The following is a 20,447-nucleotide window of genomic DNA, read 5'->3' as shown; positions in this document are numbered from 1 at the left end:
AGTACGTTTGATGTTCGCAAGTGGCATGGCGGTCGCCGCCTCTGCCTATGCGCAGGAAGCGCCGCAGGCGCCGGCCGAGGGCCAGCTGCAGCGCGTCGAAGTCACCGGTTCGCGCATTCCGATGGCCAACCTGGAAGGCACCAGCCCGGTGACCGTGGTCAGCGCCCAGGAAATCAAGATGGACGGCGTGCGCTCCGTCGAGAACCTGCTGAACAACCTGCCCCAGGTGTTCGCCGACCAGGGCGGCACGATTTCCAACGGCTCGAGCGGCACCGCGACGGTGAACCTGCGTAACTTCGGCGCCGACCGCACCCTGGTGCTGGTCAACGGCCGCCGCCTGCCGGCTGGCAGCCCGTCGAATACCGCGGCCGACCTGAACCAGATTCCGGCGCCGCTGATCAAGCGCGTCGAGGTGCTCACCGGCGGCGCATCGGCCGTGTACGGCTCCGACGCCGTGGCAGGCGTGGTGAACTTCATCATGAACGACAAGTTCCAGGGCGCCCAGATCGAACTGAACCACAGCTTCTACAACCATCAGCAAAACAACGGGCGCGTGGCCGATGCGACGCGCCGCAGCAATTACCCGCTGCCGGGCGACAAAGGCGCCGACGGCAAGATCAGCGACGCCAACCTGCTGTTGGGCGGTAACTTCGCCGACAACCGCGGCAACGTGACGGTCTTCTTCAACTACAAGAAGGAAGACGCGCTGCTGCAATCGGAACGCGACTACTCGGCCTGCGCGCTGGGCGGCACCGAGGGCAATACCTTCAACTGCGGCGGCTCCTACACCTCCTTCCCGGGCCTGTTCGTGACCGACGGCGGCGACCTGACCGTGGCCGACGCCAACGGCGGCGTGCGTCCCTTCGCCGACCCGGCCGACCTGTACAACTACGGTCCGCTGAACTATTTCCAGCGCCCGTCGGAGCGCTACGGCTTCAACGCCTTCGCGCACTACAACATCAACGACAACACCCGGCTCTACACCGAGGCCAGCTTCCACGACGACCACACCGTGGCCCAGATCGCCCCGTCCGGCATCTTCGGCCTGACCGTGCCGGTGAGCTTCGAGAACCCCTTCCTGTCGAGCGCCTGGCGCAGCGCGCTCGGCCTGAACGCGCCGGGCGACACGGCCGACGTGTTCATCCTGCGCCGCAACGTCGAAGGCGGCGGCCGCCAGGACAACCTGCGCCACACCTCCTTCCGCGGCGTGGTCGGCCTCAAGGGCGACATCGGCAACTGGAACTACGACGTGTTCGGCCAGATGGGCAAGGTGCTGTTCCAGGAAAACTACCTGAACGACTTCTCCAACACCCGCCTGCAGGCCGCCCTCGACGTGGTCGCCGACGCCAGCGGGGCGCCGGTGTGCCGCAGCGGCCTGGCGGGCTGCGTCCCCTACAACATCTGGGCGCTGGGCAAGGTGACCCCGCAGATGCTCGAGTACCTGCAGACCCCGGGCTTCCAGAAAGGCTACACCAGCCAGAGCGTGATCGGCGCCAACGTCGGCACCAACCTCTCGGACTACGGCTGGACCATGCCGGGCACCGAGGAAGGCATCGGCGTCAACTTCGGCTTCGAGCACCGCACCGAGAAACTGGAGCGCACCGTCGACACCGCCTTCGCCACCGGCGACCTGGCCGGCCAAGGCGGTCCGACCCAGAACGTGGGCGGCGAGTACAGCGTGAAGGACTACTTCGCCGAAGCGCGCATTCCGCTGCTGTCCAAGCAGCCGTTCGCGGACGACCTGTCGCTGAACGCCTCCTACCGCCGTTCGGACTACAACACCGGCTACAAGACCAATTCCTACGGCCTGGGCCTCGAATGGGCGCCGATGTCGCTGGCCAAGGTGCGCGCCTCGTACCAAAGGGCGGTGCGCGCCGCCAACGTGGTCGAGATGTTCACCCCGGTCGGCCTGGGCCTGTACGACAACGACGAAGATCCGTGCGCCGGCGCCACCCCGAGCGCGACCCTGGAGCAATGCGCCCGCACCGGCGTGACCGCCGCCCAGTACGGCAATATCCGCGACAACGCGGCCGGCCAGTACAACGCCCTGTTCGGCGGCAACGCCGACCTGAAGCCGGAAACCGCCAAGACCTACACCGTGGGCCTGGTGCTGACCCCGATGCGCAACCTGTCGCTCACCCTCGACTACTTCAACATGAAGGTGGAAGACGTGATCTCGGCCCTGCCGGCGACGACCACCCTGAACGACTGCCTGGAAACCGGCAATCCGGCCGCCTGCTCGCTGATCCAGCGCGACAGCCAGGGCTCGCTGTGGATGGAGACGACGGCGCGCATCATCGCCAACAACCAGAACCTGGGCATGCGCAAGACCTCGGGCCTGGACGTGGCGGCCAACTTCCGCCAGAACCTCGGCAGCGGCCTCGGCTCGCTGGACTTCGCGATGACCGGCACCTGGCTCAAGGAGTTCCTGCAGGAAGACGCGCCGGGCAAGGGCGCCTACGACTGCGCCGGCCTGTTCGGGCCGAGCTGCGGCACCCCGCTGCCGGAATGGCGCCACAAGCTGCGCGTGACCTGGTCCTCGCCGTGGCGCATGGACCTGGCCCTGACCTGGCGCTTCATCGACGAGGTGAAACTGTCCTCGACCAGCAGCGACCCTCAGCTCAAGGGCAACTTCGAGACGGGCGACGCCACCTTCGGCCGCCAGAACTACCTGGACCTCGCCGCCAGCTGGCAGGCGACCAAGTGGCTGGCCCTGCGCGCGGGCATCAACAACCTGCTCGACAAGGACCCGCCGGTGGGCGCCGTGACTTCCTCGACCTTCGGCAACGGCAATACCTTCCCGCAGGTGTATGACGCCCTCGGACGCCGCGTGTTCCTCAACCTGACCGCGAAGTTCTGAGCCTCGTCAAGGCTGCAAAAACAAAACGGCGCACTTCGGTGCGCCGTTTTTCATTCGGTGTCTGATTGTGAAGCCATGTCGACGCGGACAAACTTGGATCCCGGCCTTCGCCGGGATGACGTGCTAGAGGAGCGTGAACTAAGGACAGCGCCTATTTTCAAACGTACTTCATGAACTTCATCCCGGCGAAGGCCGCCGCGCAGTGCCGGCCTTATTCCTGCCGCACCCGGCGCTGGCGCACCGCCTGCGCCAGCCCTTCCAGCACGCCGACGCTGGTGTCCCAGTCGATGCAGCCGTCGGTCACCGACTGGCCGTAGGTCAGCTCCTGGCCCGGCACCAGGTCCTGCCTGCCGCCCACCAGGTGCGACTCGATCATCACGCCCACGATGCGGTCGTCGCCGGCCGCGATCTGCTTGCCGATGTCGGCGCACACCGGCACCTGGTTCTGCGGATTCTTGCTGCTGTTGGCATGCGAGGCGTCGATCATCAGGCGCCCGGCCAGGCCGTTGGCCGCCAGCTGCCTGCAGGCGTCCTCCACGCTGGCCGCGTCGTAGTTCGGCGCCTTGCCGCCGCGCAGGATGATGTGGCAGTCCTCGTTGCCCGAGGTCGAGACGATCGCCGAGTGGCCGCCCTTGGTCACCGACAGGAAGTGGTGGGGCTGCGAAGCCGCCTTGATGGCGTCGGCGGCGATCTTGATGTTGCCGTCGGTGCCGTTCTTGAAGCCGACCGGACAGGACAGTCCCGACGCCAGCTCGCGGTGCACCTGCGACTCGGTGGTGCGGGCGCCGATCGCGCCCCAGGAAATCAGGTCGGCGATGTACTGCGGGCTGATCACGTCCAGGAACTCGGTGCCGGCGGGCAGGCCCATCTCGTTGACGTCGCGCAGCAGCTCGCGCGCCATGCGCAGGCCGTCGTTGATGCGGAAACTGTTGTCCATGTACGGATCGTTGATCATGCCCTTCCAGCCGACCGTGGTGCGCGGCTTCTCGAAATACACGCGCATCACGATCTCGAGTTCGCCCGCGAAGCGGCGGCGCTGCTCCACCAGGCGGCGCGCATACTCGAGCGCGGCCTTCGGATCGTGGATCGAACACGGGCCGACCACCACCATCAGGCGGTCGTCCTGGCCGTGCAGGATGCGGTGCAGCGCCACGCGCGCGTCCGCGGCGGTCTGCTCGGCCTGAGGGCTCACCGGGAACTCGCGGATCAGGTGCGAGGGCGGCGTCAGTTCCTTCATTTCGCGGATGCGTAAGTCGTCGGTGCGAGGCATGCTGTACTCCGTTTCGTGATGTCTGGGCTGAAAATGAAAAAACCGCCATCGCTGGCGGTTTGTCTGGATTTGCTGGGACTTGTTCGTTGTCGCGTGAACCTGCCGCTACTCCACCGCCATCGGGCTGGAATCGCTAAAGTAAAAGTAGCAGGTAAAGAAGACGTTCTGGCGCATACGAGGTCCGGTTGTTCGTCTGACTATAACAACAAGCTGTGAAGATTGGCAAGCCTTTTATCGGCTGATTCACGCTTGTACAGACAACAATTAGTGGCGACAAGCCGATACCCTCTTCCCCTCCCGACCGGCCCCTTGAGACAGATCAGCGCTCTTCCGGCTGCCGATGCAAAAGTCGCTCCCAGCCCGGCCGCCGTGCGCAGGCTCACTAGATCAAGAAATAGAGCGTTAGCAATTGATGCGCCTCAAAGCCACAGCGAGCGCGCGGCCGGGACCATGCCAACTACCTGCAGTCCGATCCATGACTGAGACCGTTCTTCCGGACTTGCGCATAGCTATCCATAGTTAACTTTGCTGCCGGATTCCTACTTCACAGGGGCCGATTTCGCCCCGCTCGCGCGCTGGGCCAGAGCCTTCCCCTCCGCAGGCAGACACGGTGGAACTCACCGCGTGACTTCTCAAGTTCACGGCGGCATTGACGTCGCGCTCGTGCGCCGTCCCGCATCCCGGGCAGGCCCAGTGGCGGATCGCCAGGCTTAGCGCTTCCATTCGATAGCCACAGCCGGAGCACAGCTTGCTGCTCGGGTACCAGCGGTCCGCCACCACCACCCGGCCGCCGCGCCACGCCGCCTTGTATTCCATCTGGCGGCGCAGCTCGTGGAAACCCATGTCCGAGATCGCCCGGGCCAGGCAGCCATTGGCCAGCATGCCCTTGACGTTCAGGTCCTCGATTCCGATCGTGTGGAAGCGGCGCGTAATGCTCGTGCTCAGTTGATGCAGGCTGTCGCGTCGAATGTTGCCGATCCGTGCGTGCAGGCGCGCCAGTTTCAGCTTCTCCTTCGCCCGGTTGCGCGAACCCTTCACCTTGCATGACAGGCTGCGCGACAGGCGGCGCAGGCGCGGCAGCAAGGCGTGCAATGCCTTCGGTCCTTCGAATTTCTCCCCGGTCGACAGGGTTGCCAGCGTCGAGACTCCGAAATCCACCCCGACCGCGCCTTGGTTTTCGGCTGGCGGCAGGGACAGTTCATGAGTGTCGACGGTGATGCTGGCGTACCAGTGATCGGCGACGCGGCAGACCGTGGCCGATACGATCCGGCCGGTAAAACGCAGGGCTTCGCACATGCGGACCCAGCCCAGCTTCGGGATGCGGATCCGCTTGTCCTCGACCCGGAACTGATCGTTGCTCAATGTAAACCGGTCATCGCGCCCTTTACGGCGGAAGGTCGGATAGCGGGCGCGCTTGTTGAAAAAATTGTCGAAGGCGCGGCCCAGCTGCATGATCGCCATCTGGGGCGCATTCTTGGTTACTTCCAACATCCAGGGAAATTGTTCGCGCTTGATGGCATTGAGCTGGCGCCGCAGCGCCGCTTCGGACGGCTTGGGCAGCGATGGATCGGCCTTGCAGGCTTCGTACTGTTTGCCCCACTCGTCTAAAGCCCAGTTGTAGGCGAAGCGCGCCACGCCGGCCGCCCGAGAGAGATACGTCGCCTGGACATTGTTGGGATCGAGCCGAATGCGATGCGCTATGAGCACGGCGCCTCCCGGTGGCGCAGCCTGCTACCGCACCTGGCCGCTGCCGTGCTGCGGCCGGCCGTCGTCCGTACAACGGCGCTGGACTGCGTGCCGGCGCGAATTGAAACGGTTTCGATGGAGACGTATGTTTTCATATTCCTTGAGACCGTGCAGCTGTAGCCAAATTCCCGGCAAACTGCTTGAACCCTGTTCAAGGACAACCCCGACGGTTGCGCCAGCCATTCCGCCCACGGCAACGATGCGCCGACGAATTGCGAACTGGCCTCGTTCACCACGGTGGGCCTGGTGCTGCGCTGGAAGCCGCAGCCGCGCTGGGAAGTGTTCGGCTCGATCCAGAACGTGTTCGACAAGCTGCCGCCGCTCGACCCGCTGACCTATGGCGCCACCTCCTACAACCCGCTCGACTACTACGGGGCGATCGGGCGCTTCTTCACCCTGGGGGCGAAAGTCAGCTTCTGATGGCCGGCGCCGCGGCGCATTGCCCTAGAAACGACAACGCCCGGCGACAACCGGGCGTTGGGGATGGCGCGGCCGTGGATCAGGCGGTGCCGCCCACCGTCACGCCGTCGATGCGCAGGGTCGGCTGGCCGACGCCCACCGGCACGCTCTGGCCTTCCTTGCCGCACACGCCGACGCCGGTATCGAGCTTCATGTCGTTGCCGATCATGGAGATGCGGTTCATCACGTCCGGGCCATTGCCGATCAGGGTTGCGCCCTTGACCGGATAGCTGATCTTGCCGTTCTCGATCATGTAGGCTTCGCTGGCCGAGAACACGAACTTGCCGTTGGTGATGTCGACCTGGCCGCCACCGAAATTGACCGCATACAGGCCGTTCTTGACCGATTCCAGGATCTCTTGCGGGTCCTTGTCGCCGGCCAGCATGTAGGTGTTGGTCATGCGCGGCATCGGCAGGTGGGCAAAGGACTCGCGGCGCGCGTTGCCGGTAACCGGCATCTTCATCAGGCGTGCGTTCATGGTGTCCTGGATATAGCCCTTCAGGATGCCGTCCTCGATCAGGGTGGTGCACTGGGTCGGGTTGCCCTCGTCGTCCATGTTCAGCGAGCCGCGGCGGTCCTTGATGGTGCCGTCGTCGACCACGGTGACGCCCTTGGCCGCCACGCGCTGGCCGATCATGCCGGCGTAGGAGGACGAGCCCTTGCGGTTGAAGTCGCCTTCCAGGCCGTGGCCGACCGCCTCGTGCAGCAGCACGCCGGGCCAGCCCGGTCCCAGCACAATGGTCATCGGACCGGCCGGGGCCGGGCGCGCCTCCAGGTTGACGCAGGCCGACTTGACCGCTTCAGTCGCGTAGAAGTCGAGGATGTCGTCGGTGAAGTAGCCGTAGTCGTAGCGTCCGCCGCCGCCCGAGGAACCGACTTCGCGGCGGCCGTTCTGCTCGGCGATCACGGTCAGCGAGACGCGCACCAGCGGGCGGATGTCCGCGGCCAGCACGCCGTCGCTGCGCACCACCAGCACCACGTCGTATTCGGCGGCCAGGCCGGCCATCACCTGGACCACGCGCGGGTCCTTGGCGCGCGCCATCTTCTCGACGCGCTCGAGCAGGCGCACCTTTTCGGTGGCGTCGAGGGAAGCCAGCGGATCGTGCGGCAGGTAGAGCGAGCGGCCGCCGGTCGGGCGCGCCGCGCCCGCGACCTTCACCCGGCCCGCGCCGGCGCGCGCGATGGTGCGGGTGGCGCTGGCCGCGTCCAGCAGCGCGCGCTCGGAAATCTCGTCGGAATAGGAAAAGGCGGTCTTGTCGCCCGAGATGGCGCGCACGCCGACACCCTGGTCGATCGAGAAGCTGCCGGTCTTGACGATGCCCTCTTCCAGGCTCCAGCCCTCGCTCTTGGTGAACTGGAAATACAGGTCGGCGTAGTCGACCTTGTGCGTGAACATCGTACCCAGCGCGCGCAGCAACTTGCCCTCGTCGAGGCCGAAAGGCGTCAACAGCACGTCGCGGGCGACGGCGATGGAGGAAAGGTTCGGTTCGAATGGAGTCATTTTGCGTTCGGTCTCTCTTGTGGAATGGGCATTGTGCCATATCCGGGCCCGTCGTACCGGACGCAAGTCAGGCTGCCGCGCGCACCGCACGGGGGTCCGGCGCAAGCCTGGCGTCACTTCATCCAGGCCGCATTGCCACCGGCTTTCCTCGATGGCAATATCGTAGAAAACCTCCAAGGAGTTGCGATGCGCTTGAAACAGGTAGTCCCGCTTGCCGCCGCCCTGCTCTGCAGCGCCGCACCAGCCCATGCCACGCCTGCGCCCGCCCAGGTGGTGGTCGTCGAAGTGTGCGTGGATGAGAAGGCTGCGGCCAGCATCGTGAACAGGGTCACTGCGCCTCTCGAAAAGCTGCTCCTCAAGCTGCCCAATGTGGCCGACTTGCAATCCATGACTTTTGAAGGCGTTGTACGGTTCGAGCTTCTCTACACCGACGGCGCCGGCAGGAGCGAGCTGGCCGCCGCCCAGGAAGCGATCGACCGGGCGGCCATCGCCCCCGGCGTGCGCATCCTGTCGCGCTCGGCCCAGCTGGCCTCGGAGAGCCAGGACAAGCCCTACCTCGCCGAGCGCAGCTGTGGGGCGGCGCGTCCTTAGGCGCCGCCCTTCCCCGCCCTTACATCTTCCGGTGCCGCAGCGCCGGCAGGCTCTCGCGCACCCCGGCCAGGAAGGCCGGATCCAGCTCGCCGCAGACCACGCCCTCGCCTTCCGGCAGCACCGCCTTCACTTCGCCCCAGGGGTCGATCAGCATGCTATGGCCGAAGGTGCGGCGGCCGTTCTCGTGCAGGCCGCCCTGGGCCGCCGCCAGCACATAGCACTGGTTCTCGATCGCGCGGGCGCGCAGCAGGACTTCCCAGTGCGCGCGGCCGGTGGTGTGGGTGAAGGCTGCCGGCACCACGATCAGGGCGCACTCGCCCATCGCGCGGAACAGTTCCGGGAAGCGCAGGTCGTAGCAGATCGACAGGCCGACCCGCCCGAAAGGCGCCTCGAAGCTGCCGATGGTCTCGCCCGGCACGATGGTGCGCGCCTCGTCGTAGGATTCGCTGCCCTTGTTGAAGCCGAACAGGTGGATCTTGTCGTAGCGGCTCACGGCCTGCCCCTGCGGGTCGTAGACCAGGGTGGTGTTGAGCACCTTGCCGTCTTCCTTCGACACCAGCGGCAGGGTGCCGCCGATCAGCCAGACGCCGTGCTCGCGCGCCAGCGCCGCCATGCAGTCCTGGATCGGTCCGCTGCCCGGCTGCTCGGCATGCGCCACCTTGTCGGCGTCGCTCATGCCCATGATCGGCCAGTATTCCGGCAGGGCCACCAGGCCGGCGCCCCTGGCGGCGGCCTCGCCCACCAGGCGGCGGACGGTGGCCAGGTTGTCGCTGACCTGCGGAGTGGAAACCATCTGGACTGCGGCTACGGTCGTCATCTCATTCCTTTTTCGCGTTGGCGCGCGCGGCGGCGGCCGATGCGGCGGCAGCGGCGGCCGCGGCCGGCGGCGGGTTGTCGAGCTTGGTAATGGTCGGGGACTTCCACGGTCCCGTGACCTGCATCTGGTAAGTGAGCGCCTTCATCACCGGCGCCCGCAGGAACAGCTGGGCCAGGAAGCCGCCCAGGCCGATCACCGGGTTCACCGCCAGGCCATAGACCAGCGGACCAGTGCCGAGGTTGAATTCCGGGATCACGACCACGCGCAGGTTGGTCGTCTCGTGGGCGATGTCGGCGGTGCCGTCCATCAGCACGGTGGCGGCCACGCCATGCATCTTGAGGTTGTCGGTGCGCAGCACGCCGCGCTGGATCATGGCGTTGGCGCTGATGCCGTCGAAGGCCAGGCCTTCCGAGAACACGTCGTGGAAATCGAGCTTGAGCAGGCGCGGCAAGGCCTGCAGGCTGAGCACGCCCAGCAGCTTGGCCGCGCCCGGATCCTGCTTGAGGAACTGGCCCGACTCGACATTCATCTCGATCTGGCCCGACAGGCTGGGAATGTCCATCGCGTACGGCAGCCCGGCCCAGGAAATATCGCCCGACATCTTGCCTTTGCCGCGGCGCAAGGTTTCGGGGAAACCCAGGCGGTCCAGCAGGCGGCCGGCGTCGAGGATGTCGAGCGAGAAGTTGAGGCTGGTATTGCTCTTGCCGTCCTTGGTCAGCCAGCGGCCGGCGGCCTTGAGCTGGCCGTCCGGGTTGTCCAGCGCCAGGCGGTCGATGCGCCATTCGCGCCCGGCCAGGGCTTGCACGTTGCTGGCGTGCAGTTCCAGCCGGCCCAGACGCTTGTCGAACAGCTCGAAATGCTCGGCCACGATGTCGAGCGAAGGAATGGTGGCGCTGGCGCCGCGGTGCGATTCGAGCAGGTCCTTGACCTCGGCCTCGGCCGAGGGCGGGATCACGAGCGAGGCCAGGCGCGCGGTCACCTTGCCCACGCCGCTGGAGGCGTCGGCCCAGGTCACGTAGCCGACCGCCTGGCGCGAATGGATGCTGGCCTGCCAGGTGTCCCGCTGGTGGGTGACGCCGGCCACCACCTCGGCCAGCCTGCGCTCGCCGAGCGTCACCTCGCCCACCCTGCCGCTCATGACCGAGGGCAGCACATACTGGGCCACGCCGCCGCTCCCGGCAGGCGTGCCGCCGGCCGGCCCATCCTCGCCGGCGATCGCGCGCCCGGCCGCGATCCACTGGTCGATGTTGAGGGCCTTCATGTTCACGTTGAGCATCAGGCCGCTGTCCGGCTCCGGCGCCGGCAGGTTGACGCCGATGCCGCCGCGGGTCACGATCCAGGGACCGCGTCCCTGCTTTTCGCGCAGGTAGCGCGCCGCCAGGTTCTGGCCCAGGCTGACCCGGATCTCGTCGCGGCCCTGCCCGTTCACGCCGGGCTCGCCGGCCAGGGTAAAGTGCAGCGGCAGGATGTCGCCCTGCGGCTTGTTGAGCGGGGCCGGCAGTTCCAGGCCCAGCCCGGCCAGGCTGGAGTCGAGCGTGACCGTGCGCCGGCCTTCCTTCACCGTCACCAGGCCCATGTAGCGCGTGCTGCCCGACAGGCGCTGGCCCAGGCGCGCCAGCTCCGGCATCGGCGCGGTGCGGCGCATGCCCTCGGCCGACAGGGTGCCGCCCAGGCGGATCGCGATGCTGCCGTCGCGCTGGGTGCCGCCCGCCAGGCTCAGCGGCCCGCCCAGGAAGCTCGCGCCGACGCCGTTCAGGTTGACGCCGCGCTCGAAGAATTCGATCCGGCCCAGCGCCGCCTGCAGCGGCGGCAGTTCCGGGAACAGGCTGACGTCATTGCCCAGCAGTTGCAGGCTGCCCTGGACCTTGGTGTCCGGCAGGTGGTGCAGCGGCATGCGCAGCTTCAGGCTAAGCCGCGCGTTGCCACTGGCGCGCGTTTCCTCGGTGAAGTGGCCGATCCATTCCAGCACCGGCGTGACCGATACGTAGCGCAGGAATTCCTGCATCGGTCCGGCGGCGTTGCCGTCGATTTCCAGCGTCAATTGCTCGTGCGCGCCCAGGTCCGGGATCACGGCCTTGACGTTCGACAGCGCCACCCCCAGGGTGCGCAGGGTGTCGCCGCGGATCTCCATGCGCGCGCGGTCGAACTCGATGTGGCCGTTGATCTGCTCGGCCAGCGGCCACTGCGGGGCGCCGTCCGGGTGGCGGTGGCCGGGCGCGTATTCCAGGCGCGCGTTTTCCAGGCGGCCGGCGACGCGGAACTCACCGCGCGCCCGCTCGGCCAGGCTGCCGGCGCGGAACGGGAACTCGGCCAGGTCGCCGCGCAGGCGCAGGCTGGTGTCGCGCAGGCGCCCGCCCTGCAGCGCGCCGGTCAGCCAGTGCCGCAGGTTCTCGGGCGTGGCCAGCGGCAGGAAGCGTCCCACCTGGCCGATCTCGAAGCCGTCCAGCTTGCCGATGAAATCGGCATTGCCGGGGCCGTGGCCCGGCTCGAGCGGCAGCAGGTGGCGGCCCGAGAGCTTCGCGTTCAGCGCTCCCTGGTGGAATTCGAAGTTCTCGACCTCGAGCAGCAGCTGGCGCGCCGGCTCGTAGTTCCAGCGCGCCTTGAGCAGCAGGCGGTCGAAGTCCATGGCCGGCTCGGCGAACCAGGCCGGCATGCGCAGCGCCAGCCGGCTGGAATCGAGGTCCACCGAACCGCCGCGCTCGGTGGCGTCGATGCTGCCGCTCAGGTTGTCGAAGCCGGGCATCGCCGCGCGCGCCGGCACCGCGGCAATCCCCGGACGGGCGGGCTGGGCCGGGCGCGCCGGCTGCGGGTTCACAGCCAGGCCCTCGACTTCGCCGCGGATGCGGTAGCCGCTCACCTGCGGGAAGCGCCCGGTCCACTCGGCGGTGACGTCGACCAGGCGGCCGCGCGGCGCGTAGTCGGCCAGCAGCTGGCGCTGCAGCGGGGTGATCGGCATCGACTGCGCCAGCACCGCCAGCGCGCCCAGGTCCAGGTGGCGCGCGGTGAGCTCGCCCTGTTCGGGGCGGCCGGCGCGCGCCGGGCGCCAGGTTTCTTCCAGGGTGGCCGGCGGCAGCGCGCGGCCGTCGCGGGTGACCACCGCCAGGTTTTCCAGGCTGAGCGTGTGGCCGTGGGCGCCGAAGGTGGGCTTGCCGTCGTCCTTACCTGCAATCATTTCCTCGCGTGCCGACAGGCGGCCGCTCAGGCGCGCCAGCGCCAGCGGGGCGGCGTCCTTGCCCAGGCGCGCGGCGACGTCGGCCAGGGCCAGGTCGGCGGTGAAGCCGGCCAGGCGCGCCTGGTCGACGCTGAGCCAGGCGCGCAGCGAGCCGCGCCCCTGGGTCAGCTGGACCGGATAGTCGATATGGCGCTTCCAGGCGGCCAGGTCGGCGTCGCGCAGCTCGGCGTAGAGTTCGCCTTTCCAGCGGTAAATGTCGGAGGGACGGGCGCCGAAACGGTGGCGGAACTGGGCGCGCAGCTCGACCGGACTGCCGAGCGCGCGCGGCGGCGTGGCGCGCAGGGCGGCGTGGTGGGTTCCCCAGCGGTTCAGCAAGGCGAAGGTGACGCCGCTCAGGCGCAGGGTCTCGCGCCCGCGCAGCTCGTCGGTCCAGTCCACCTGTCCGCCGCGGATCACGATCTCGCGCTGGCGGAACAGCCAGTCGGCGCCGCCCTTGTCCTCGCTCTTCGGGTCGAGGCGCACGCCGGCCACTTCGATCACGCCGTCCGGCCCGCGGCGCACGCTCAGCCGCGGGTTGCGGATCTCGAGCTGCTCCAGGCGCGGCTCGAGGGCGGCCACGGTCCACCAGGACAGGACCGCCGAGACGCCCGGCAGCGCCAGCGCCTGGCGTCCGGCGCGGTCGTGCAGGCGCACGTCCTGCAGCGAGAGCGCGGGACGCAATCCCTTCCAGGAAGCGTCGATGGCGGCGATGGTGACCTGCCCGCCCAGCGCGCGGCTGGCGGCGCGCTCGATATCGCCCTTGTACATATCGATATTCGGCAGCACCGCGTAGCGCAGCACCAGGAACAGCACGGCAAGCGAGAAATAGACGAGCAGGATGAGCTTGATGGTAAAGCCGAGCACATGGTGCGAGGCCAGGTTCGCCACCCGATAGGCGGCGCGCAGCCGCCGCCAGCGCACGGCAAGCGGCAGGTGCGCAGGCGCGGCCTGCGGTTCCTGGTTGTCCATCAAAGTGCTCAACTCAAGGCTCGCCGTTAGGGAAGCCCGGCGCACGAGCCGGCCTCCCGAATTAATTCTTTATCAACAACATCGCTTGCAACAGTCGCGGCGTCTACCTTACCATCATGCTGACCCCGGGCAGCATGGCGGGCAATTCTACCGCATAGCACCGCCTGCCGGAACGCAACACTTTCGCGGATACACTGAATGAACCCTGCTTCCCCGGCGTGCGCGTCGCGCTTTTACCAACGCTGGCTCGATGCCGCCCCCACCCGGGCCGCCCAACTCGCCGAGCTGACCCGATTATCGCTGGCCCAGGCCGATTTCCGCGCCTTGCTGGAACACGAGCTGGCCGCCGGCCTGCCGCCGGAACGCGCCATGCGCCGGGTGCGCAACCTGCTCGTCGCCGCCATCATCGAGCGCGACCTGGCCGGACAGGCCGACCTGCACGAGGTGGTGACGGCCATGACGGCCTTCGCCGACTTCGCGATCCAGACCCACGCCGAGCTCCTGCGCGCCGAACTCGAGGCCGCCCATGGCGTCCCGATGGGCGAGGAATCCGGCCGACCCCAGCGCATGATGGTGCTGGCCATGGGCAAGCAGGGCGGCGGAGAACTGAATGTCTCTTCGGACATCGACCTGATCTTCGTCTACCCCGAGGACGGCGAGACCGCCGCCGGCCCCGGCCAGCGCCAGCTCTCGAACCACGAATTCTTCGTGCGCCTGGGGCGCCGACTGATCGCCGCCCTGTCCGAAGTGATCGAGGACGGCTTCACCTTCCGGGTCGACATGGCGCTGCGCCCGAACGGCAAGTCCGGTCCGCTGGCGGCCAGCCTGGCCATGGTCGAGGAATACCTGATCGTCCAGGGGCGCGAATGGGAACGCTATGCCTGGGTCAAGGCGCGTGCCGTCACCGGCGAGGCCGAGGACATCGCGGCGCTGGACGCGATCGTGCGCCCCTTCGTGTTCCGCCGCTACCTCGACTTCGGCGTGATCGACGCGATCCGCAACATGCACGCCCAGATCCGCGCCGAGGTCAAGCGCCAGGAGCGCCTGCATCCCGAGCGCAGCCACAACGTCAAGCTGGGCCGCGGCGGGATCCGCGAGATCGAATTCCTAGCCCAGGTGTTCCAGCTGATCCGCGGCGGGCGCGACCCGGCCCTGCGCGAACGCTCCACCCGCGCGACCCTGCGCCTGCTGGCCGAGCGCGAGCTGCTGCCGCCGGAGACGGTCGAGCAGCTGCTGCAGGCCTACACCTTCCTGCGCAACCTGGAGCACCGGCTGCAATACCTGGAAGACGCCCAGACCCACACCCTGCCCGCCAACGAAGCCGACCGCCTGATCGTCGCGCGCATGATGGGCCTGGCGGACGAAGCCGCCCTGCTGGCGCGCATGGAAGAGCAGCGCGCCTTCGTCGCCGCCCAGTTCGACGCCATCTTCGCCGACAAGAGCGAGGGCGCCGACCCGGACGCGCCGGCGCTGGCGGACGATCCGGAAAACCGCGAAGCGCTGGGCGCCCGCCTGGCCCAGCTGGGCTTCGACGATCCCGAGGGCGGCGCCGCGCGCGTGGTGGCCACCCTGCAGGGCCCGCGCCTGGCCAGCCTGCCGGACGCCAGCCGCCTGCGACTGCTGACCCTGCTGGACGCGGCCCTGCCCCAGATCGCCACCGTGGTGCGCGAGGCCGGCATCGGCAGCCATGCCGCCACCCTGGGCCGCCTGCTCGACTTCTTCGAGGCGATCGCGCGGCGCTCGGCCTACCTGTCGCTGCTGACCGAATACCCGCACACGCTCGAGCGCGTGATCCGCATGATCAACGCCAGCGGCTGGGCCGCGACCTTCCTGACCCAGCACCCGATCCTGCTCGACGAGCTGCTCGACGACCGCAACAACGGGGCGGACGAGCTGCCCCAGCTGGCCGCCACCCTCGACCAGCAGCTGAACGAGGCGCAGGGCGACACCGAGCGCCAGCTCGACATCCTGCGCGAAAGCCACCACGCCCAGCTGTTCCGCCTGCTGGCCCTGGACCTGGCCGGCGAACTCTCGGTCGAGCGCCTGGCCGACCACTTGTCGGCCCTGGCCGACACCATCGTCGGCGCCGCCATCAAGCACGCCTGGCGCGCGGTCGCCAGCCGCCACCGCGAAGAGCCGCGCTTCGCCGTCATCGCCTACGGCAAGCTGGGCGGCAAGGAGCTGGGCTATGTGTCCGACCTCGACGTGATCTTCCTGTACGACGACGAGGACGACATGGCGCCGTCCAACTACGCCAAGCTGGCCCAGCGCTTCATCACCTGGATGACGGCCCACACGGCCGCCGGCATCCTGTTCGACGTCGACATCGCCCTGCGCCCGGACGGCGCCAGCGGCATGCTGGTGTCCTCGGTAGCGGCCTTCGAGCGCTACCAGGACAGTTCGGCCTGGCTGTGGGAGCACCAGGCCCTGACCCGAGCCCGCTTCTGCGCCGGCGACGCCGCCATCGGCGCGCGTTTCGAGGCCATCCGCGAGCAGGTATTGCGCAAGGACCGCAGCGGCCGCGAGGCCGAGCTGAAACGCGAGGTGACGGACATGCGCCGCCGCATGCGCGACGCCAACGTCAACCGCAGCGAACTGTTCGACCTCAAGCACGATCCGGGCGGGATGATCGACATCGAATTCATCGTCCAGTACCTGGTGCTGCGCCACGCCTGCGCGTGGCCGCAACTGACGGCAAACGCCGGCAACATCGCCCTTCTGCGCCTATGCGGCGAACTGGGCCTGATCGACGCCGAGCTCGGCACCCAGGTCGCGGACGCCTACCGCGCCATGCGCCGGCTCCAGCACCAGGTGCGCCTGCAGGGCGACGGCAAGGCGCGCGTCGAACCGGCTCTGGTGGACGGCTACCCGCAGCGGGTAGAGCAGCTTTGGTATGTATTGCTTGAGTGACTTGTGTCAACCTCTGGCACCGTCAATACACAAATTTACAACAGGTCGTATGCATTTCGCACGTTCAATTGACACTCGTACATCCTTTATGAAGAATGCAAGGTTGGCTGTACCTCAACCCACCTGAATGGTGGACATGGCTGCCTGAACCCAGCTGTGATTATCCTTCCTTGGAGTATTTAAAAGATGATGGAAACTATCCTGTCCCGCTCGATCCGGCTGATCTGCCTGGGCGGTGTGACTCTCGGCATGCAAGCCGCCTACGCACAGACCGCACCGGCGCCTGCCAGCGCACCGGCAGTCGTGACGGTGACCGGTTCGCGCATTGCAGCACCTGGCGCCGAGTCCCCTTCTCCTCTGCAAGTGCTGAGCGCTGCGGACATCGCCGCTTCGGGCGCTACCAACCTGCAGGAACTGCTGCTGCAGAACCCGACCATGGGTACCCCGGCCGTCAGCCGTACCAACTCGAACTTCTCGACCTCCAGCGCCGGCGTGGCCACCATCGACCTGCGTAACCTGGGCACCTCGCGCACCCTGGTGCTGCTGAACGGCCGCCGCTTCGTCGCCGGCATCCCGGGCGAGTCCGCAGTCGACCTGAACACCATCCCGACCGACTTCATCGAGCGCGTCGAACTGCTGACCGGCGGCGCCTCGGCGACCTACGGCTCGGACGCGGTTGCCGGCGTGGTCAACATCATCACCAAGCGCAACTTCAAGGGCGTCCTGCTGGACGCGCAGATGGGCGAAACCTACGAACAGGGCGACGACCAGAAGCGCAAGATCTCGGCGACCTTCGGCACCAGCAACGACGACGGCAGCGCACACATCATGGGCCACATCGGCTACTCGCGCCAGGGTGCGGTGATGTCGCGCGACCGCAGCTTCGCCGCGGTCGACCAGTTCTCGCGCATGGCCGGCGTGACCGGCGAAGCCGCCGACGCCTTCGTCGCGCAGCGTCCGTTCTTCTCGAGCTTCGCACCGCAAGGCCGCTTCTTCTACGGCGACCCGGATGTCGGCGCCAACTACACTTACGACGCCGCCGGCAACCCGCGCCCGTTCAGCACCAACGGCAGCGCCACGCTGAGCGCGACCGGCTTCAACCGCTCCCAATATCGCGCCATCGCCATCCCGACCGAGCGTTTCCTGACCGCGATGACCGGCGAGCTGCAGCTGAGCGAGAACCACTCGGCTTTCTTCGAAGGCAACTACGCATCGACCCGCGTCTCGACCAATATCGAGCCGTACCCACTGGGCGCTGAAGACATCTACCCGTCCACCGGCGGCCAGGTTCCGACCGAATTCCAAATCGGCAACAGCATCGTGCGTAACGCGGTCATTCCGCAATACCTGTACGACCGCGCCACCGACACCGACGGCGACGGCCTGCGCGATTTCTACTTCACGCGCCGCATGTCGGACTTCGGCAACCGCACCAGCCGCGCCGAACGCGACACCTTCCGCATCGCCACTGGTGTGAAGGGCCTGGTGTTCGACAAGTTCAACTATGAAGTTTATGGCGCCTACGGCTCGACCAAGGAAGCCCAGAGCTCGACCGGCCAGGTCAACGTCCTGAACTTCCGCAACGCGCTGGAAACCATCGCCGACGTCGACGACCTGAACGGCAACGGCAGCGTCACCGACGCGATCTGCCGCGACGCCAACGCGCGCGCCCAGGGTTGCGTCCCGGCGAACATCTTCGGCGCCAACACCCTGAGCCCTGAAGCGGTCCGCTACATCGCCGCCCCGGGTTCGCTGGAAACCACCACCACCCAGAAACTGGTGGGCGGCTCGCTGTCGGGCGACGTGTTCACCCTGCCGGCAGGCGCGGTGTCGTTCGCAACCGGCTTCGAATGGCGCAAGGAAGAGTCGCGCGCGACGCCTGACGCACTGACCCAGGCTGGCCTGAACGCCGGCAACGCGATCCCGGAAACCGAAGGCGCATTCAGCGTCAAGGAAATCTTCCTCGAAACCCGCGTGCCGGTGCTGAAGGATGCACCGTTCGCCAAGTCGCTGACCCTGCTGGGCGCGTTCCGTGCGGGCGACTACTCGACCGTCGGTCGCACCAACGGCTGGAACGCCGGCTTCGAATGGAGCCCGATCTCGGACGTCAAGCTGCGTGCAACCCGCGCACTGTCGACCCGTGCTCCGAACATCAACGAACTGTTCCAGGCGCCGAGCCAGGACTTCCCGACCGGCATCCAGGATCCGTGCGTGGGCGTGACCGCCACCTCGACCGGCGTGTATGACGCGGCTTGCCGCGCTGCACCTGGCGTGATGGCCAACATCAACGCCAACGGCGCGTTCACCCTGAACCAGTCGGACATCCAGGGCATCAGCGGCTACAACCGCGGCAACCCGAACCTGCGCGAAGAAAAAGGCCGCTCGACCACCGTCGGCGTCGTCTGGACCCCGCGCTCGATCGCTGCCCTGAACCGCCTGACCTTCACCGCCGACTACTTCAAGATCGACATCTCGGATGCGATCGTGGGTACCGACCGCCAGTACGCCCTGCGTAACTGCTACGGTGGCGGCGACCAGTCGTTCTGCGACTTCATCACCCGCCGTCCGGCGGCTGTCGGCGCCAACAGCGCCGGCTCGCTGGAGTTCATCGACACCGCCGTCAGCAACAGCGGTGGCCTGGGTACCGAAGGCGTCGACCTGACCGCAGCCTGGAACGACCGCGTCGGTCCTGGCCGCCTGAACAGCCGCCTGGCCTACACCTACGTCCGCACCCTGTGGAACCGTCCGCTGCCGGATGCTGATCTCGACGAAGGCGCAGGCGAAATCGGCGCCGCCAAACACAAGGCATCGCTGAACGTCGGCTACCAGGTGGGTCCGTTCAACCTGCAGACCACCTTCAGCTACATCGGCAAGTCCTACCTGGACGACCAGTTCCTGTCGCAGTTCGACCTGCCGGCCAAGTCGCTGGGCGTCGGTTCGCGTACCTATACCGACCTGCAGCTGACCTACGCCCTGCGCAAGTCGACCGAGCTGTACTTCGGTCTGGACAACGTGTTCGACACCAAGGCTCCGCCGATCATCAGCGGCCTGCCGGGCAACACCACCGGCGCCGAAACCGATGCCGGCACCTACGACGCCATCGGCCGCCGCTTCTACGTCGGCGTGCGCTTCAAGCTGTAATCCGCGTACCGGGCAGGCTCGCCTGCCCGGTTCCGGTGCACACCAGAAAACGCCCTTCGGGGCGTTTTCTTTTTTTGGCGCCGCTGCTTTTCCGGCGGCGCGGTATGATGAGCGTTTTGCGCGCCCTCCCCCAACAGCCCATGGCAATCAAACTCAAGAACGACAAGGACATCGCGAAAATGCGCGTCGCCGGCCGCCTGGCCTCCGAAGTGCTCGAGATGATCGGCGAATACGTGGTTCCCGGCGTCAGCACCGAGGAACTCGACCGCCGCTGCAACGAATACATCCGCAAGGTGCAGAAGGCCACCCCGGCCAACGTCGGCTACCACGGTTTCCCCAAGACCCTGTGCACCTCGATCAACGGCGTGGTCTGCCACGGTATCCCGAGCGAGAAGGACGTGCTCGGGGATGGCGACATCGTCAACATCGACGTCACCGTGATCAAGGACGGCTGGCACGGCGACACCAGCCGCATGTACTATGCCGGCACCCCGCGCCCCGAGGCGCAGCGCCTGGTCGAGACCACCTACAAGGCGATGATGGCCGGGATCCGCGCGGTGCGCCCCGGCGCCCGCCTGGGCGACGTCGGCCACGCCATCCAGAAGCTGGCCGAAGCCGCCGGCTATTCGGTGGTGCGCGACTACTGCGGCCACGGCATCGGCCGCGTCTACCACGAAGAGCCGCAGGTGCTGCACTACGGGCGCCCGAATACCGGCTTGCTGCTCAAGGAAGGCATGACCTTCACCGTCGAACCGATGATCAACATCGGCGGCGCCGACGTCGACCAGCTCGAGGACGGCTGGACCGTGGTGACCAGCGACGGCTCGCTGTCGGCCCAGTGGGAGCACATGGTGGCGGTGACGGCCAACGGCTATGAAATCCTGACTTCCGGCAGCCAGGACCGCTAAGGATCGGACGCCAAATAAAAAACGCCAGCCCCGCGGGGCTGGCGTTTTTGTTTGCAGCGCAGTG

The 20,447-nt window shown here is 67.4% G+C and carries 11 protein-coding genes; 6 read left to right on the top strand and 5 right to left on the bottom strand.

Translation table 11 applies throughout. The features are described 5' to 3' along the window. The first annotated feature begins 10 nt into the window (after positions 1-10). On the top strand, positions 11-2,860 hold the full coding sequence (locus tag J8847_RS17905) for a TonB-dependent receptor domain-containing protein (protein ID WP_211526068.1): 2,850 nt from the start codon (positions 11-13) through the stop codon (positions 2,858-2,860). Between the two features lie 211 nt (positions 2,861-3,071). Here the strand turns inward: J8847_RS17905 and aroG are convergent, their stop codons facing one another. Both aroG and J8847_RS17895 read right to left on the bottom strand, forming a co-directional pair. After that, on the bottom strand, positions 3,072-4,130 hold the full coding sequence (gene aroG, locus J8847_RS17900; protein WP_211526067.1) for a 3-deoxy-7-phosphoheptulonate synthase AroG: 1,059 nt from the start codon (positions 4,128-4,130) through the stop codon (positions 3,072-3,074). A gap of 519 nt (positions 4,131-4,649) precedes the next feature. Then, positions 4,650-5,837 (bottom strand): RNA-guided endonuclease TnpB family protein, encoded by a 1,188-nt coding sequence (locus tag J8847_RS17895; protein WP_211526066.1) that lies wholly within the window; start codon positions 5,835-5,837, stop codon positions 4,650-4,652. Between the two features lie 285 nt (positions 5,838-6,122). Here J8847_RS17895 and J8847_RS24530 point away from each other — a divergent pair, with 285 nt between their 5' ends. Beyond that, the gene (locus J8847_RS24530; protein WP_373888785.1) at positions 6,123-6,296 is read left to right on the top strand and encodes a hypothetical protein; all 174 of its coding nucleotides are present in this window, start codon (positions 6,123-6,125) and stop codon (positions 6,294-6,296) included. 79 nt (positions 6,297-6,375) lie between these two features. Here the strand turns inward: J8847_RS24530 and tldD are convergent, their stop codons facing one another. Further along, a complete protein-coding gene (tldD, locus tag J8847_RS17885) occupies positions 6,376-7,836 on the bottom strand; it encodes a metalloprotease TldD (protein WP_211526065.1) in 1,461 nt (486 codons plus the stop codon). Positions 7,837-8,028: 192 nt separating this feature from the next. Between tldD and J8847_RS17880 the strand changes: the two genes are divergently transcribed. Beyond that, positions 8,029-8,427: a hypothetical protein gene (locus J8847_RS17880; protein ID WP_211526064.1), complete on the top strand. Its 399-nt coding sequence runs from the start codon at positions 8,029-8,031 to the stop codon at positions 8,425-8,427. Positions 8,428-8,446: 19 nt separating this feature from the next. Here the strand turns inward: J8847_RS17880 and J8847_RS17875 are convergent, their stop codons facing one another. Continuing rightward, entirely contained in the window at positions 8,447-9,244 is a 798-nt protein-coding gene (locus J8847_RS17875) for a carbon-nitrogen hydrolase family protein (RefSeq protein WP_211526063.1), read from the bottom strand. A gap of 1 nt (position 9,245) precedes the next feature. Beyond that, positions 9,246-13,424 (bottom strand): YhdP family protein, encoded by a 4,179-nt coding sequence (locus J8847_RS17870; RefSeq protein WP_211526062.1) that lies wholly within the window; start codon positions 13,422-13,424, stop codon positions 9,246-9,248. Positions 13,425-13,622: 198 nt separating this feature from the next. Between J8847_RS17870 and glnE the strand changes: the two genes are divergently transcribed. The 3 genes from glnE to map all read left to right on the top strand — a co-directional run bounded on the left by glnE (position 13,623) and on the right by map (position 20,383). Beyond that, a complete protein-coding gene (gene glnE, locus J8847_RS17865) occupies positions 13,623-16,334 on the top strand; it encodes a bifunctional [glutamate--ammonia ligase]-adenylyl-L-tyrosine phosphorylase/[glutamate--ammonia-ligase] adenylyltransferase (protein WP_211526061.1) in 2,712 nt (903 codons plus the stop codon). 186 nt (positions 16,335-16,520) lie between these two features. After that, on the top strand, positions 16,521-19,475 hold the full coding sequence (locus tag J8847_RS17860; RefSeq protein WP_211526060.1) for a TonB-dependent receptor domain-containing protein: 2,955 nt from the start codon (positions 16,521-16,523) through the stop codon (positions 19,473-19,475). A 140-nt stretch (positions 19,476-19,615) separates the two neighbouring features. Beyond that, the gene (map, locus tag J8847_RS17855) at positions 19,616-20,383 is read left to right on the top strand and encodes a type I methionyl aminopeptidase (protein WP_211526059.1); all 768 of its coding nucleotides are present in this window, start codon (positions 19,616-19,618) and stop codon (positions 20,381-20,383) included. Positions 20,384-20,447 lie beyond the last annotated feature (64 nt).

The organism is Massilia sp. AB1 (assembly GCF_018119385.1).
Lineage (GTDB): Bacteria > Pseudomonadota > Gammaproteobacteria > Burkholderiales > Burkholderiaceae_D > Telluria.
The sequence above is the reverse complement of the archived record's forward strand: the minus strand, read 5'-3'. Positions and strand labels throughout refer to the sequence as shown.